Origin of the sequence: Paenibacillus sp. FSL L8-0494, from assembly GCF_038003695.1 — a bacterium.
Taxonomy (GTDB): Bacteria; Bacillota; Bacilli; order Paenibacillales; family Paenibacillaceae; genus Paenibacillus_AQ; species Paenibacillus_AQ odorifer.
In genome coordinates, this window is the sequence record NZ_JBBOPQ010000001.1 from 2,813,493 (window position 1) to 2,829,002 (window position 15,510).

Annotated in this window: 13 protein-coding genes; 8 read left to right on the top strand and 5 right to left on the bottom strand. The window is 44.7% G+C overall.

The annotated features are described in order from the left end of the window. Positions 1–68: 68 nt before the first annotated feature. Together NYE35_RS12595 and rpsD are read right to left on the bottom strand one after the other, a co-directional pair. Positions 69–2,981, bottom strand: coding sequence for a transglycosylase domain-containing protein (locus NYE35_RS12595; protein ID WP_341121142.1), 2,913 nt, complete (start codon positions 2,979–2,981; stop codon positions 69–71). A 244-nt stretch (positions 2,982–3,225) separates the two neighbouring features. After that, positions 3,226–3,825, bottom strand: coding sequence for a 30S ribosomal protein S4 (gene rpsD, locus NYE35_RS12600; protein WP_036686147.1), 600 nt, complete (start codon positions 3,823–3,825; stop codon positions 3,226–3,228). A 400-nt stretch (positions 3,826–4,225) separates the two neighbouring features. On the opposite strand from rpsD, the gene NYE35_RS12605 reads away from it, so the two are divergent. From NYE35_RS12605 to NYE35_RS12625, 5 genes are all read left to right on the top strand, one after another. Next, on the top strand, positions 4,226–6,229 hold the full coding sequence (locus NYE35_RS12605) for a sensor domain-containing diguanylate cyclase (RefSeq protein ID WP_076099563.1): 2,004 nt from the start codon (positions 4,226–4,228) through the stop codon (positions 6,227–6,229). Positions 6,230–7,336: 1,107 nt separating this feature from the next. After that, the gene (locus NYE35_RS12610; protein ID WP_076212705.1) at positions 7,337–8,164 is read left to right on the top strand and encodes a hypothetical protein; all 828 of its coding nucleotides are present in this window, start codon (positions 7,337–7,339) and stop codon (positions 8,162–8,164) included. A 95-nt stretch (positions 8,165–8,259) separates the two neighbouring features. Continuing rightward, positions 8,260–9,375, top strand: coding sequence for an aminopeptidase (locus NYE35_RS12615; RefSeq protein ID WP_036686152.1), 1,116 nt, complete (start codon positions 8,260–8,262; stop codon positions 9,373–9,375). Positions 9,376–9,481: 106 nt separating this feature from the next. Beyond that, positions 9,482–9,727, top strand: coding sequence for an HPr family phosphocarrier protein (locus NYE35_RS12620; protein WP_036686154.1), 246 nt, complete (start codon positions 9,482–9,484; stop codon positions 9,725–9,727). Positions 9,728–9,929: 202 nt separating this feature from the next. After that, the gene (locus NYE35_RS12625; RefSeq protein WP_036686156.1) at positions 9,930–10,226 is read left to right on the top strand and encodes a YlaN family protein; all 297 of its coding nucleotides are present in this window, start codon (positions 9,930–9,932) and stop codon (positions 10,224–10,226) included. 87 nt (positions 10,227–10,313) lie between these two features. Here NYE35_RS12625 and cax read toward each other — a convergent pair whose 3' ends face one another. Then, on the bottom strand, positions 10,314–11,384 hold the full coding sequence (cax, locus tag NYE35_RS12630; RefSeq protein ID WP_038570286.1) for a calcium/proton exchanger: 1,071 nt from the start codon (positions 11,382–11,384) through the stop codon (positions 10,314–10,316). A 154-nt stretch (positions 11,385–11,538) separates the two neighbouring features. On the opposite strand from cax, the gene NYE35_RS12635 reads away from it, so the two are divergent. Continuing rightward, positions 11,539–11,904 (top strand): Asp23/Gls24 family envelope stress response protein, encoded by a 366-nt coding sequence (locus NYE35_RS12635; RefSeq protein ID WP_019911482.1) that lies wholly within the window; start codon positions 11,539–11,541, stop codon positions 11,902–11,904. An 88-nt stretch (positions 11,905–11,992) separates the two neighbouring features. Here NYE35_RS12635 and ftsW read toward each other — a convergent pair whose 3' ends face one another. Then, on the bottom strand, positions 11,993–13,234 hold the full coding sequence (gene ftsW / locus NYE35_RS12640; RefSeq protein WP_080742469.1) for a putative lipid II flippase FtsW: 1,242 nt from the start codon (positions 13,232–13,234) through the stop codon (positions 11,993–11,995). Next, entirely contained in the window at positions 13,231–13,578 is a 348-nt protein-coding gene (locus tag NYE35_RS12645; protein WP_036686159.1) for a YugN family protein, read from the bottom strand. Before NYE35_RS12645 ends, ftsW begins: the two co-directional genes overlap by 4 nt. Before the next feature lie 239 nt (positions 13,579–13,817). On the opposite strand from NYE35_RS12645, the gene NYE35_RS12650 reads away from it, so the two are divergent. Both NYE35_RS12650 and NYE35_RS12655 read left to right on the top strand, forming a co-directional pair. Beyond that, positions 13,818–14,999 carry an amidohydrolase gene (locus tag NYE35_RS12650; RefSeq protein ID WP_341121145.1) on the top strand — a complete coding sequence of 394 codons (1,182 nt, stop codon included), beginning with the start codon at positions 13,818–13,820 and terminating at the stop codon, positions 14,997–14,999. 63 nt (positions 15,000–15,062) lie between these two features. Continuing rightward, a complete protein-coding gene (locus NYE35_RS12655; RefSeq protein ID WP_036686162.1) occupies positions 15,063–15,494 on the top strand; it encodes a CBS domain-containing protein in 432 nt (143 codons plus the stop codon). Positions 15,495–15,510: the final 16 nt, after the last annotated feature.

Sequence of the window (15,510 nt, forward strand, 5' to 3'; positions counted from 1 at the left end):
AACACCGTTCCCGGATGAATCCATGGGAACGGTGTTTTGCTGTGTAAAGTTATTTATTAATCTTTGGGCTAACGTGTCCCTGTATTATTACCTGCTGTGGGATTATTACTGCCCCCAGTACTGTTACCTCCACCGGCTGGTGTTTCCGTCGGTAGCGGGAGAATGTTACCTGGATCCTCAATAATGTCTCCTGGTGTCGTCTCAGGCTCTGTAGGCGGCTCTGTGCCAGGTTGTTGATCAGGTGTAGGAGTTGCTTCTGGTGTTGGTGTAATCCCTCCAGCAACGCTGCCAGAAGCCGTCTCATTACCTGCAACATCCACGGCGGTTACATAGAAGGTTGCATTAGCACTTGCCGGTGTACCCGGCGTGAATACCTTGTTCTCATCTGCCATGAGTATAGATTGCTTTTGGAAAGAACCTCCATTTAATGAACGATATAAGCGGTATCCCACAACATCTGCCGAGCTGCTAGCGGAGAAGCTGATGACCGCTTTACCAGTGCTATAAGAGACGTTAACATTTCCAGGAGCAGCAGGGGAAGCCCCGTCGTCCACTCGTGGATCAACTTCTGTTGGGAAATCCGTCTTGGCATCGGCTGGCATATAATACTCCAGTGATTTATGATCCTTCATCTTAGGGAAGGCAGCCAGGAGTTCTTTGACGAGTTCCTGTATCGGCTTCTCACGTTTAACGACGATTTTTTCCTTTAGGAACTCCTCTGGAGTACCTTCCAACGGGATATAATTGACGCCTTTGTAAGTAATATACTTGGCTTTGGAAATCCCGTCGTCGCTCTCTTTTGGCACATATTTTGTATTAAATATATCCGTTGTGAATTTATCAGTCAGAGATGTTGGCAGTTTGCCGCTATATGCTGAAACTGTCTTTTTGATAATTCCTTCAGGCTGTGCAAATTTGTCTGTGACGAATAGTTCCGGCTGCTTATCAATGACAGCATTCAATACTTTTGCCCATAATGTTTGGGCTTGACGTTTTTGTGTATCTCCCGTAAGGGTGTTGATTTGCTCTTTGTAACCGACCCACATTCCCAATGTGACATCAGGAGTGTAGCCCATAAACCATACGTCCCCATAATTCTGGGTAGATCCAGTCTTACCGACAATCGGAATTTCTTTAGAGTGTTTGTATGCTCTTTTTACGGTGCTGGCTGTACCCTCTGTAATTACAGTTCGCAGCATATCTGTCATTAGGTAAGCTGTTTGCTTAGAGAATACTTGCTCAGGATTAACCTTGTGCTGATAGATAATTTTGCCCTCTGAATTGACGATTTTCTCAATCATGTAGGCATCATTAAAGGCTCCCTGGTTGCCGATAGCGGAATAGGCATTGGTTAACTCTTCTACGGATACACCGTATTTGAGACCGCCTATAACCCCAGTCTGCGCGCTGTAATCATCATCTGTGAGGGTGGTGATCCCCAGCTTTTTAGTAAAGGCCCAAGATTTCTCTATTCCGACCTTTTCATTAAACAGCTTAAGCGCAGGCAAGTTGAGCGATTTGTTAAGTGCGTAACGGGCAGTGACCAGACCTTGATAGCGGTTATTGGCATTCTTGGGAATATGGAATCCTTTTCCGCCGTCTTTTAGAATAATTGGCGCGTCATCCACAATCCCGGCAGGCTGAATCAGCCCTGCATCTAAGGCTGGTAAATAAGCTGAAATTGGCTTCATAGTCGATCCGGGCTGACGGATCATTTGGGTAGCATAATTCATCTGCTCAATATTGAAGTCGCGGCCCTCAATCATGCCGAGAATGGCTCCCGTTTTGTTATCAATTAACATGCCAGCCGTCTGTTCCATACCTTTGGTTTTGCTGTCTTTAGTAAAATTATTGCTGTCTTCTGAGACACTATGCATTGCATTGTAAACTTTTTTATCAATAGTTGTGTAGACTCGATAACCGCCGGTCATGAGCTGCTGTCTTGCTTCTTCAAGTAACACGGCATTGTCAGTAGTGCTATTGGCATCCGTTGTGCCATTTTTCTCTTCATTCAATGATAGAAGGATCTCGGATGCTTTACGCTCAGTCTCCATCATCAGGTATGGATATGTAGCATAGGCTTTTTTGGTATGTGGCGCCAGAGAACTCTTGATATCAAATTTAAGGGCTTCATCATATTGAGAGGTAGTGATCTTATTCTCCTCAAGCATACGACGAAGTACAAGATGTTGACGGTCCATAGCTCTGTTGAAAGCTTTTTCGTTGAATTCACCTATGCCATTAAATGCAGAATAAGCAGAAGGGAGCTGCGGAAGACCAGCCAAATACGCTGCTTGAGCGACATTCAATTTGTCCAGATCGTCTAGACCGAATATCCCCTTGGCTGCTGCTTTAATCCCGAAAACATTGTAGCCATTCGAACCATTGCCGAAAGGAACCTTATTTAGATAAGCCGTTAATATTTCTTGCTTGGTCAAGAAGCGTTCCAATCTAAGAGAAAGTAGAATTTCTTTTACTTTACGATCTTCTGTCCGATCCAGATTCAGGAATACACGTCTTGCGAGCTGCTGGGTGAGTGTACTGCCTCCGGTCTGAACGGATTCATTGAGAAGCTTTTGTTTGACGGCACGCAAGGTGCCTTTGAAATCCACGCCATTATGCTCATTAAAATTATTGTCCTCTATTGCGAGAACTGCATCGATAATAAGCTGGGGGATATCGTTGAATTCAATGAGCCTTCGGTCTTCTTCTGTCCGAAGCTGGCCGATCGGTGCGCCGTCTCGGAAATAAGCGAATCCGGTGATCGCATTTTGACTGACCTGCTGCTGAATCATTTCTTCGGAGCGAACAGGTTCATCCTTCACAATGGAAGCGACATAGCCTGCTACAGCACCACCGGCAAATAGAACGCCTATTATTCCAAGAATAAACATCCACTTAACTACAGAACCGAACCTGCTTAGGGCGGATCTGCGGGGTGAAGGCTTCTTAGCGTTTTTTTTCTTGTTCTCTTGAGCCATCGACGATAATTCCTCCTTTTAACGGAATTATTATAGCATAAATTGGCGTTTTTGAATGCGCTTCTACCTGATTCTCATGGTCTTAAGATTCGACTTTTGTGCAAAAATTATAAATAAAGTAATTTAGGGTATGATTTGCGAAAGCGTAATAGGCAACAAACGGCTTGGAATTTAGAATATAGACATAACAAAAAGCCCCCGGATTAATCCGGAGGCTTCGGTCATACCCGCTAAAAGCGAGATATTAACGGTTGTAGAACTCGACGATTTGTTTCTCATCGATATCCTGGGAAAGCTCGGAACGTTCTGGCAAACGGATATATTTACCTTCGAAAGATCCTTCAGCATATTCCAGGTAAGCTGGAAGGTGGTTACGGTTAGCAAGAGCTTCTTTGATGGAAGCCATGCCTTGGCTCTTCTCGCGAAGACCGATAACGTCGCCCAAGCTTACACGGTAAGAAGCGATGTCGACTTTTTTGCCGTTTACAGTTACGTGTCCGTGGGATACCAACTGACGTGCTCCAGCACGGGAGTTAGCAAATCCAAGACGGTAAACTAGGTTGTCCAAGCGGCTTTCAAGCAAGAACATGAAGTTTTCGCCCGCAAGACCTGGAAGTTTTTGTGCTTTAGCGAAGAGAGTACGGAATTGTTTCTCTCCCAAGCCGTACATGTGACGCAGTTTTTGTTTTTCCAAAAGCTGCATTCCGTAGTTACTTACTTTTCTGCGTTGGTTAGCGCCGTGTTGTCCTGGTGGGAAAGGGCGTTTCAGGTCTTTGCCTGTACCGCTAAGGGAAATGCCCAGACGGCGGCTGAGTTTGAATTTAGGTCCGGTGTAACGTGCCATGTTATAGTAGACTCCTTTATATTTGAAATTTCAGGTTAGGGCTCTATTTGCGCCGCATTTCGTATCCGTGATTAGCATTATTGGCTTCCACACTACCAGGGAAGTTCAGCCGCTGCCCTGGCAGTAACGAAATGCGTGAGGGTGACACAACGTTACGCCCAAGTAAGACTTGTTACAGTCTTGTTCAACAATAAATATTATATGAAAGTAGTATATAAAGTCAAGCGCATATTAAAAGAGTTTTTGTCATTCTTTGTCGTTAGTTCTTTGGTCCTAAAAAAAATCCCGGAAATAAGGAAAATATAATGCAATACACAAAGAAAGGGAGTAAAATATAGTTAATTAGATGTTAATTGGGAAGGTTTTTTTTCTTAATTGAGAAGCAAAGGGGATCTTCGTTATGTCAGAACAGAAAGCATACGCTTATAAAGACAGTCGTATGCTGATACAGGACAAATTGCACGCTAGTAGAGATTCCGAAGATCCCACCGCCTGGCTTAGGGAAACGGAAATAGTGTCCCATGACTTCCCATATTTGGCCAATCTGATTGCAGACAGCTTCGAGGAATGGATCGATGGGCTAGAGGCTCTACCGTTCGCTAAATCATGGGATTGGTGTGTACTGAATTTTGAAGGCAGATATTTTGCTAATATTGCCGATCAGCAAGAACGATGGAGGCACCAATGGGAGCAGGCGGCGGCAGCTAGTTTACTTTCCGGCACAACCTCATCTGTTCAACTGACGGTGCAAGGTCAGGATATGAGCTTTTTTACTATACCGCTCATCACTCGCGTTGACAAAGAAATTTTTGCTTTCCTGGGCTGTGCTATGCCGACACAACAATATTTAATGGGTGGACGAGATACTGCTGAGGCTATATCGTTGCAGTACCGGACCATTTTCTATCATAAGTTTGAACATATTTTTGTAACTGATCTTGCGAGTGTTCATCTACATGCTGAACGTGAGAGCAATCGCCGCTCCTTGTTATTTCAGATCGTTCAGCGGATGCATGACAATATTGATGTGAACGCCGTGCTTACGGAGGTTATAGATAGCATTTCTGCAATGTACCCTGGTGCCAGGCTTGAGCTGTTTATGTCGCAAGATCACCGCAGCACTCATCCGCAGGTCAAACCTTTACCGTTTCAGATGTCCAGTGATGATGTCTGCGCTAGAGCATTTAAAGACGGCCGTGTTGCTCTGAACACCAATACTGAAGATCAACACATTGTAGAAATTGGTCTTCCGCTAGGTGGCAAGCAGGGGGTTTATGGGGTATTCCACATGGTGATGGATAACTCAATCTTTATGGATGTAGATTTACGGTTTCTCTCGATGGTGGCAGATACCGCAGGTACTGCTTTTGAGAATGCCAAGCTGTATGAACGGTCCAATCAGCTCATTCGTGAGCTGCGTATGAGTAATGAACTTACACAACGGCTGAATCAGAGCTTGCGTTTAGGGGATATTTTTCAATTTGCGTTTGAAGAGCTGTTAGAGATGTTTGGCGCAGACTACTGCTGTATTTTACATATGAACGAAGAAAAGGGCGGGCTAGAGGTTATTGCTTGCAATCATTCCTCCTTGCAAAATGAAATTTTAGAAGTAGGACAAGGTTTAGGCGGGAAGGTCTATACTACTGGGGAATCATTAATCATGTCTAACTACATAGATAATCCTAATACTACTTCTCGTTTAATGAATGCTACCGGGTCGCAGTCGCTGATTGCCACACCTTTAAGTGTAGGTGGTGAAGTGCGTGGTGCCATCATGTTGGCGCATCGCGATGCCCATTATTTCTCTTATGACAATTACAGATTGCTTCAGGCGATGGCGGGGCATATTGGACTTGCTGTAGGGAACGCAAGGCTGCATGCCGAAGTTAGACGTCTAGCGAACAGAGATAGCCTAACTGGACTTTATGCTCGTCATTATCTGGACGAAGAAATAAAGGAACGGCAGTCTACAGATTTTTGCGGTTGCTTAATCGTTGTGGATATCGATCAGTTCAAGATGGTGAATGATACCTATGGTCATCAAAAGGGTGACAAGATTTTAAAAGAGGTCAGTGAAATTGTGAAGTCCTCCATCCGTCAAGGTGATATTGCTGCGAGATGGGGCGGAGAAGAACTGTCGGTCTATTTACCATTAATGGGAGTAGAACAGGCAGTAAATGTGGCTGAGCGTATTCGCAAGCGGGTGATGAACGAAACCGAACCTAATGTAACAGTGTCCTGCGGTATAGCAGAATGGAGCTGGATGGACGAACGTGTAAGCGTGGAATCCCTGTTCTATCGAGCGGATATGGCACTGTATAAAGCTAAGAACAATGGGCGTAACCAGGTGATCGTTGACACTAAAGAGAATGGCAGTGGTGTGAAGGGATTGCCTCATAAGTAAAAAAAGATAGCAGAGCAGCGGTTCTCCCCTTATTGGAGAGTCGCTGCTTTTTGTTTTGGCAGATGGCTGGCTGCTTCGACTGTGTATCTATCATCCTGCTGCGATGCATCGGACTCAGATGACGTTATTTGCGTGATTTTAGCTTTTTAAGCATGTTTTCGGACTCCGGAGACGCTATTGTTTGGAAAAGGACTCATATTGTGCGTTTTTGAGGTCAATAGCTGCGCTGGAGTCCGTTGGTATGGGAAATATCGGGAAATGCTGCGTTAAGGGTCAGTTGTGTCCGTTAGGGAGTTACTGTGCATATCTTTAGTTAGCCAGGACTGTGGCGCTGTAAGTCTCGCATTAACTATCGACACCACGCGGATTCATTAGCGAATATGTATGGACACATTGAATAGTTCTGAAAAAGGAAGGTGAGAGTGAAGTAGGTTCCTATGCACCACCGCATTACATTTGATAATGGCTCCATGCTTACGGTGACTTTGTATGCGCACAAGATTGCGACTACCTAATTGAGTCTATATCTTAAATGTACGCACATTTAAGATAGGTCGACACTAATAAATCAGTATCTGACTCCCACATGAGCAGCGGTTCTCCGATATTGGAGAAATGCTGCTCTTTGTGTTGCACGTTAGCTTGGCGTTTCATCTGCGTCCACAGCATCCAACGTGCATCGGACTCAGATGACGTTATTTGCGTGATTTTAGCTTTTTAAGCATGGTTTCGGACTCCGGAGACGCTATTGTTTGGAAAAGGACTCATATTGTGCGTTTTTGAGGTCAATAGCTGCAATGGAGTCCGTTGGCATACGAAATATCGCAAAATACTGTAATTAAGGTCAGCTGTGTCCGAAAGCGACAACGGTGCGGCGACTGGCAGCGGTAACTTCGTGAGTCTGAAGGTGGTATGTACTGACATTCGAAAGCAAGCGACGAACGCGCATAAGTTAGAGCAATGTATGGAAAACGATAGCAGCAACGTATTTGCATCTGTATAAGGCGCGCAGGAAGGGAGAACCCTATAGTGGGCTGTAAAGTAAAATACTCCAAGAAAGGCCTGATGACCGTGAGAAAGTCATTGTTACTAAAGGGGTTAGTTCTTATGATTTTTACCTTGTCCTGCGTGTTCAACAGCGGTTGCAGCGTTATTAGAGACAAACCAGCCAAGAAAGATCTAAGTTTGGTGTTAGCGGGTATAACGGGCAGCGATGGGGTTACTTTTAAAGGGTCAACCATGCTTACAAAAGGTGGAAAGACCGTTCCGGAATCCATGATATTTTACGAAGGCACAGTACAGGACCATAAGAAGGTCAATCTGTATACACTGCTTCCTGATAAATCCTCATCCACAAAAAAAGCTGCTAATAGCGCTAAAGATTTAAAAAGCGGCATCACTTCTATGAAAGCTTTCCATAGTCAGCTAGAGAAAAAAGAGGGGGAATGGGTAGCGTTGACCACTGAAGGTTCATCTGAGGACGGAAATCCGCTTGCTTTGCTTAATCCGTTAAAACAGCTGGAGGAGCTGCAATCCATGGAGGCTAATGTGACTGAAGATGCGGGTGCAGGCAGAGGGACAAATGTGCTGCGGATCGAGCTGACGCCTGCTGAGGCCAGAAAGCAGCTGACTGCTGAATTAGAAAAAGAGATGCAAGACCTTCGACCTGAAACACCTGATTCGGCTGGAAAAATAACAAAGAACGATCAGGCGGTTACGCAAGCTTTAGTGGAACTGTGGGAGAAGAAAAATAATGAATTACAGCAAAAGCTGAAACAAGCTAATGTTGAGACTGTCTACCATTTAACCGTTGATACAAAACATAATCTGCCGAGAAAGCTCACCTTAAATCGTAAGGTTACCTACTTGGAAGCGGGGAATAATTCTGATAATGAAACTTATGTATCACAGGTAAATTTTTCAGGCTTTCGTTGATTTTCACATTATCCTACAGGTCTTGCGCTCCATACAGGGCGTGCTACAATAGAAAAGCTTGCTTATTTTTTAGACAGAGGAAGGAAGAATACACAATGAAAGATCCCAGAATTCAAAAGCTGGCGGCTAACCTAGTCGGTTATTCCGTAAATGTCCAGCCAGGCGAGAACGTGCTAGTCGAAATGATTGGCAATGAAAGAGATTTAATTAAAGCAGTTGTAGAGGAAATCGGCAAGGCCGGCGGTCATGCTTTTGTACAATTAACAGATCGTACAGTCCTGCGCAGCATGCTTAAATACGCAACTCGTGAGAGTCTTCAGACATGGGCTGAAATTGACTTGAACCGGATGAAGCAAATGGATTGTTATATCGGGATTCGTGCAGGTGAGAATGTGAATGACCTGTCTGATGTTCCTGAAGAAAATATGAAATTGTATAACTCGTTGTACTCTCATCCAGTGCATAGCGAACAACGTGTGAAGCATACGAAGTGGGTAGTACTGCGTTATCCGAATGCGAGCATGGCTCAGCTTGCGAATATTAGCACTGAAGCGTTTGAGGACTTTTATTTCGAAGTGTGTAATTTGGATTACGCCAAGATGGACAAGGCTCAGGATGCTTTAGCTGATCTCATGCGCAGAACGGATAAGGTACATATTTTGAGTGCTGGGACAGATCTTAAGTTCTCGATTAAAGGAATCGGTGCAGAGAAATGCTCCGGGCAAAAAAATATTCCGGATGGCGAGGTTTACAGCGCCCCAGTTCGCGATTCTGTAAATGGAACGATCAGCTATAATGCACCGTCAGTATATAATGGAGTGACCTTTGAAAATATCAAATTCAAATTCGAGAACGGAAAAATTGTTGAAGCCACCAGCAATGACTCCGCCCGTTTGAACGAGATTTTGAATTCAGATGACGGCGCACGTCATATTGGCGAATTCGCTATCGGGTTTAACCCTTACATTCTTCACCCGATGAATGATATTCTTTTTGACGAAAAAATCGCAGGCAGCCTGCACTTTACGCCAGGACAAGCATATGATGTTACAGATAACGGTAACCGCTCCTCCATTCACTGGGATCTTGTGTTGATCCAACGTCCAGATTATGGCGGCGGAGAAATTTATTTTGACGATGTATTGATCCGTAAGGATGGAATTTTTGTGTTGCCGGAACTCGAAGGTCTGAATCCTGAAAACTTGAAATAAAATGTAATAACAAGAAAACTCCTTGCACAAGTAAGCGGATTCAATGTATCATAAGAAATGATAACAAAAGACTAAAGTTTTATAATCAAGTTGCGGAGGGATTTCTATGTCCAGTAACAATGCGGCAATTGTCGATATTGCCCAAACGGCAGGCCAGTTCAACTCTTCAATCGTTCTTCAAGCGGACAACAAGTACATTGATGTTAAAAGTATCCTTGGTTTGTTCACTACTTTGGTATCCAGCCAAAGCTATGAGCTTCATGTTCATGGGGCAGATGCTGAAGAAGCTAAGAAGGCAATGACTGAAGTGTTTGCAAAACACGGTTTGAAATTCACAGTTGTTGCTGAGTAATAGTCGTGCTAAAAACGTCCTACCGGTTTTCGGTGGGGCGTTTTTTCTAGAAGTAGATATGAAACTTGATAGGATAACGCAGCAGGTTCTTTTAAATATATGGTTAGTATAAACTGAATTGTTGTATTGATACCGGATTTCGTCTAATATTAAGTAAAATAGTAAAAGCAGCTTAACTTTTGGACATGGGGGGGATAGAGGCATGACTTCATCGGAATTACAGGAACAGTATAATCTTAAAGCAATCAATCTTCTACAAGAAGATGCCGATAAAATTCAGCAACTTATAGAAGTGCAGATGGAGAATCTGGCAACACGCTACTGCCCTCTCTATGAGGAAGTGCTGGATACCCAGATGTACGGTTTCTCCAGAGAAGTGGATTTTGCGGTTAGAGCAGGTTTGGTCCCAGAAATTACTGGTAAAATGGTACTAAGTAAGTTGGAGCGTAACTTAGCAGTACTCTACGAGGCTTTGAACAACAAAGCGAAAGAAGAATAAATATCGGTTTCTTAAGTATTTATAGAAGCGCACATGAGGACGAATCGCTCATGTGCGCTTTTTGTTGTGTACAATGGTTAATAATAATTATACGAGATAGAAGGAGACTCCTAAAATCAGGTAAACAGTTAATAACAAGAGGCCCTCATACCAGTTAGTCGAGCCGTCCTGGGTAATTGATTTGGCAATAAAGACGGCTACACCGATGGCGACAATCTCAATGGTCGTAAAAACAATGTCCATTGTATCACCCATGAAATAACTGGCGAAGATTAGGACAGGTGCTACGAACAGGGCGATTTGGAGACTGCTTCCAACTGCAATTTCTACTGCTGCACCGATTTTGTTCTTCATGGCCAGCATAATGGCTGCACTGTGCTCTGCGGCATTACCGATGATGGCTACGAGGAACGCACCTACAAACAGCTCGCTGAATCCGAAACGTTCTGTTAAAGTCTCTAACGTACCTACCAGCCACTCACTCACGAAGGCTACCATTACGGTGGCAAGCACGAGATAAAGGATGGATTTGTTTCTGGACCATGCAGGGGCATGTTCATGGGCTAACTCTTCTTTACCCTCTTCTGTAACGTCCTCTAGATGTTTCTTATGCGTGATCATGGAGAAGATTAGCCAAGCAATGTACGAAGCGATGAGCAGCCCGGCAACGATTAAACTGAGCACATCTGTATCTTTCTCCGTAATAGAGTGGGTGGTAAAGAACATAGCGGGAACAAATAAGGCAATGACGGCAACGATCATCAAGGAGCCATTCATTCCGGCAAGGGTTACGTTAAAGTTCTGAACTTTGAACTTCATCCCGCCGGCGAAAATACTCAATCCTAGAACAAGCAACAGGTTGCCGATAATAGAACCGGTAAGACTGGCTTTGACCATGTCGAACAATCCTTCCTTGACCAGGAAGAAGGCAATGATTAGCTCAGCAGCATTGCCGAAGGTGGCGTTAAGGAAGCCGCCCAGTCGCTGTCCGGCATAATGAGCTACACTTTCAGTAGCCCGGCCGAGAAATCCAGCCACAAACACCACAGCGATTGCTGAGAGAATGAACTGCAGGGTATGATCCCAATCGGCATAATGGCCGATTGCACTAAGGATAAAGGTGATACCCATCAGTGATGGTGAAATCCATTTTTTCAATGTAAAGGACACTCCTATCTATGTATTTAGATTGAATTCATAATCAATATACCCAAATTGTTCCTAGGTGTAAACGAGAAAGCGATAAAGTGATTTGCTTTTTAGCCTGTTTTGGAATTACAATAATTGATAATGAGTGTAGGGGGGATATGGCATGGCAGAACAACTTCAACTGGAAATGGGAAATATACGAATTTCAAATGACGTCGTCTCAAAAATTGCCGGTTTGGCTGCCTTGGAGACTCCGGGAATTGCAGCCATGTCTGGTGGCCTGTCAGAAGGCTGGGCGAAACGTCTAAGCGGTAAGAACGTTCAGAAGGGCGTTACCGTTGAAGTAGGACAGCTGGAAGCAGCAGTAGATCTACGAATTATCGTTCTCTATGAAACACCGATCCACGAAGTGTGCCGGATGCTTCAGCAGAACGTACGTGAAGCTGTGGAGAGCATGACTGGACTTCATATTGTTGAGGTAAATGTCAAAGTTGAAGGCGTAGCTTTCAAGAATGATGAAATCTCTTAAAAAACTTGTACACAAAAAAGCAGTCCAAGGTTAATTCCCTGGGCTGCTTTTTTATGTGTATATCCCCTAACCTCCGGCTTTATAAAGCTTACCGGGAACGAACCTGTCTAACCGTTGTTACAGATTTCGTTACTTCCTCTTTGGCAGGAAGGTTGGTTTCTCTTGAGATGCTTAGCATAATTCCCATGCACAGCATGCTGACAAGGAGTGAAGAGCCCCCGTAGCTGATAAACGGCAAGGTAACGCCGGTAAGAGGGATTGTATTGGTTACACCGCCGATATTGACAAAGGCCTGAATGGCTATGAGGCCCATAATCCCAATTCCGACGAGCGTACCAAAGGGATCCTTACACCTTAAAGCGATTAGAATACCTCGCCAGATAAAATACAGATATAACATCAAAAATATGGAGGTCCCTAGGAAGCCGAACTCTTCACCAATTACGGGGAAGATAAAGTCCGTATAAGGGTATTTTAGATAGTCCAGCTTTTGAATGCTTTTGCCGAAGCCGGAACCACTTACTCCACCTTGGCCAAGAGCGGTTAAGGATTGAATAATGTTATAACCATCACCCTCAGCAACCTGATAAGGATCTAAAAAGGCAACGATACGACCTTTTCTATAATCCTGAGTGTCAGTGGCTTTATCGGATGGAGATAAGGAATCAATCGCTGCTTTGGCGCCTATAACTAGTCCTACACCCAGCACTAGCAGTGCTATAGAGCCCAGAATATGCTTCATGCTGGCACCACCGGCATAAATAACAAGTCCGCTGGTAGCTACGAGAATGAGGCAAGAACCTAAATCCGGCTGCATCATTATAAGTCCGGCAACAATACCCACGATAACCATTACAGGGATATATCCTGTACGGAAATCTCTAAACCGTTCACCTTTTTTGGTGATGAGTGCTGAGATATACAGGATAATCGATATTTTGGCTAATTCGGTGGGTTGAATTCCAAGTTTCCCGATACTAAGCCAGCTCTTGGCACCATTAATTTTTTCAGAGAAGGCTACCACGAGCAGAAGAATAACGGTGATGATAAAAATAGGTACATACCACTTCTTAAACTTACTGTAGTGAATGTTCATAGCTATAAACATAACAACGGTTCCGAGTACGATCCAGATCACTTGGCGTTTAATGAAATATAGAGGGTCATTACCGAACTTCGAGCTTGCTAATGTTAAGCTTGAGCTAGCACTGAAGACCATGACTAGACCGAAACCCACAAGTAGTAGTGTTAAGATAAGTAGTTGGAAATCGGGTGTTCCTCTTTTGGGCAGGCTGACATTTTGTTTCGTCGTTCCCTTTCTGTTACTCAAGCCTCTAACAGCTGCTTTAATTCAAGAATCCGCTTAGCAGCAGTGTCCAATACTGGTTTTGGCACCGGAGATTCATATTCCAGGCCATGAGGGAAGGTTGCTTTTCCTAAGTATACGGCTTCAATTGCAAGTACGGCATCAGACTTCTCTAGCTTTCCCTCGACAGCGCGAGTGTTAATGCGTAGGAAGTATTCGCCACCATCCTGTGGGTCTTCAATTTTGCAGTCGTAAGTGGCACGATAGTATTCCCATTGCCAGCGGATGAAGCCAGCTTTTGTGGCACTCTCGTCCAGATAGAGAAGATCACTCTTCAATCCTACGAGGCCCGTGTTCTCAAAAATCATAGCACGCATATCCCCCTTATGAAGTATAATGATGAATTTCTGATCCGATTGCTGATGTTCTACCTCATGATAGTATGTTTCTAAAGGTTGTGCAAGAGTAGGCAGTGCCTAACAATACCCAGTTTTTTGCGTTTCTGCTACAATAAAAGAATTATAGTCGTTCGCGGCTGGAACAAAGTGAACAGGACTGCTATCGCTTGCTATGGATGCGGGTTTATCGAGAAGGGGATGGAGAACTTATGAAGAGCTTAGCGGTTGATTCGCTCATGCCGGAGATCGTGGAATGGAGACGCCATTTGCATCGTCATCCGGAGTTGTCTTTTCATGAAAAGGAAACGTCAGCATTTATAGTAGATAAGTTAGCCAAATTCGGAATTGAAGTCAGAAAAAGCGGGACAGGGTATGGTGTGCTTGGCATATTACGGGGGAAGCGGCCGGGGAAAACCGTTGTTCTTCGCGCGGATATGGACGCCCTACCTATTAAAGAGGAGAACAAGAAGGATTACGTTTCGCAAAATGAAGGGGTAATGCATGCCTGTGGACATGATGGCCACACTTCCATACTGCTCGGTGTAGCCTCTTACTACAGCAGTCGGCTTGAGGAGCTGGAAGGGGAGCTGCGTTTTCTTTTTCAGCCCGCAGAGGAAGTATGCCCAGGAGGGGCGCAGGGGATGATCGCCGAAGGCATGTTAGAAGGAGCGGATGCGGTGTATGGTCTGCATCTGTGGACTCCATTGCCTATGGGAACTGTAGGGAGTGCTCCGGGACCGTTGATGGCGTCTGCGGACGAGTTTTTTATAGATATCATTGGCAAAGGCGGACACGGCGGCATGCCGAACCGTACCATTGATAGCATCGTGGCGGGAGCGGCGCTGGTGACCCAGCTCCAGAGCATTGTAAGCCGCTCTGTAAACCCGCTGGAGCCTGCTGTACTCAGTGTAGGAACCATTCAAGGGGGATTCGCCCAGAATGTCATTGCCGAGCAATGCCGGATCACAGGGACAGTGCGGGCATTCGACGAGGAGACACGGCATTTGATACGCCAGCGAATCGAAGAAATGACCGTTTCTATTACCAGCGCTTACGGGGCAGAAGCTAAGATAGATTACGTAATGGGATATCCTCCCCTCGTAAATCACGATGGTGAAGTTCAGCGGTTTTTCGAGGTGGCCCCAGCGGCTTTAGGAGAATCTGTTGAGGTGATTCGGATGGAAAAGCTGATGCCAGCTGAGGATTTTGCCTATTATGTTAAGGAGATTCCAGGCTGTTTTATGTTTGTGGGTGCTGGAAATCCGGATAAAGAGGCTGACTATCCACATCATCATAGCAAATTTGATTTTGACGAAGATGCCATGCTGCACGGAATGAAGCTGCTCATTGCTATGGCGAATTCCTGTATGCGTGAGAACACAATCGTATAATTTCGTTTCATAGAGGAGAACCTATTCCCATAACATGGAGACCATGATTAGGAGGGTTCATTCTTGAAGACAGTGAAAGAGGTTATGACGAAGGAGCCTGCAACGGTTACGCTGCAAGATAATGTGTATGAAGTTGCCGTGAAAATGCGAGATTATGACACTGGATTTATACCTGTTGTTGATAATGAAGAACATAAGACACTGATCGGCGTAATTACTGACCGCGATCTCGTGATTAGAGGTTATGCGGCTAAACATCCTGGTTCAACCTCAGTGGAAACTGTAATGAGTAAAGAGATTCAGACCGTCTCGGAGAATACTTCAGTAGATGAGGCTGCAGAGTTAATGGCTGGCTGGCAAATCCGCAGGCTGGCGGTGACACGTGACCAGAAGCTGGTGGGCGTAGTGTCGATTGGAGATCTGGCTGTGCGCGACATTTTTGCGGATGAAGCTGGTGAAGCACTTCATGATATTTCGCAGCAGCATTTACATTAAATAGTCAGATAGGGAA

Excerpts from the sequence above, each read along its gene's own strand:
- NYE35_RS12605 (WP_076099563.1), top strand. The coding sequence starts at position 4,226 with ATGTCAGAACAGAAAGCATACGCTTATAAAGACAGTCGTATGCTGATA.
- NYE35_RS12610 (WP_076212705.1), top strand. The coding sequence starts at position 7,337 with ATGATTTTTACCTTGTCCTGCGTGTTCAACAGCGGTTGCAGCGTTATT.
- NYE35_RS12645 (WP_036686159.1), bottom strand. The coding sequence starts at position 13,578 with ATGATTTTTGAGAACACGGGCCTCGTAGGATTGAAGAGTGATCTTCTC.
- NYE35_RS12620 (WP_036686154.1), top strand. The coding sequence starts at position 9,482 with ATGTCCAGTAACAATGCGGCAATTGTCGATATTGCCCAAACGGCAGGC.
- NYE35_RS12615 (WP_036686152.1), top strand. The coding sequence starts at position 8,260 with ATGAAAGATCCCAGAATTCAAAAGCTGGCGGCTAACCTAGTCGGTTAT.
- NYE35_RS12650 (WP_341121145.1), top strand. The coding sequence starts at position 13,818 with ATGAAGAGCTTAGCGGTTGATTCGCTCATGCCGGAGATCGTGGAATGG.
- NYE35_RS12635 (WP_019911482.1), top strand. The coding sequence starts at position 11,539 with ATGGCAGAACAACTTCAACTGGAAATGGGAAATATACGAATTTCAAAT.
- NYE35_RS12625 (WP_036686156.1), top strand. The coding sequence starts at position 9,930 with ATGACTTCATCGGAATTACAGGAACAGTATAATCTTAAAGCAATCAAT.
- rpsD (WP_036686147.1), bottom strand. The coding sequence starts at position 3,825 with ATGGCACGTTACACCGGACCTAAATTCAAACTCAGCCGCCGTCTGGGC.
- NYE35_RS12595 (WP_341121142.1), bottom strand. The coding sequence starts at position 2,981 with ATGGCTCAAGAGAACAAGAAAAAAAACGCTAAGAAGCCTTCACCCCGC.